A 384-nucleotide genomic window follows, 5' to 3' on the forward strand; every position below is an offset into this window, starting at 1 on the left:
ATGCATGACAGCTATATACGCTTGCATCAACCCAAATCGTTGCTTTGTATGCCCATTTTGTACCACGGCGAGCTAACGGCAGTGCTTTACCTTGAAAACAAAGAGAGCAGCGACATTTTTACCCGAGAGCGCCTTGAAACTTTGCAGATATTATCGGCACAGGCGGCTATCTCCATCGAAAATGCCAAGCTTTATCTTAGCTTACAAAAATCTGAACAAGCCTTTAGATCACTGTTTGAAAATGCCATAGAAGGCATCTTTCGCACCAATCCAGAGGGCGTGTTTCTATCGGTCAACCCTGCGTTTAGCCAGCTATTAGGCTATGAGTCTGCCGCTGACTTTTTGGCACAAGTTAAAATGCTTTCACAAGGCTGCTTCAAGTAT

Annotated in this window: 1 protein-coding gene; it reads left to right on the forward strand. The window is 44.5% G+C overall.

Going from position 1 to position 384, the window contains the following annotated elements:
- Positions 1-384, forward strand: a 384-nt coding sequence (locus BTA35_RS17500) for a GAF domain-containing protein (RefSeq protein ID WP_139363769.1), incomplete at both ends; no start/stop codon positions are given.

The sequence above is a fragment of the Oceanospirillum linum genome (assembly GCF_001995095.2).
GTDB classification, from domain to species: Bacteria; Pseudomonadota; Gammaproteobacteria; order Pseudomonadales; family Halomonadaceae; genus Oceanospirillum; species Oceanospirillum linum.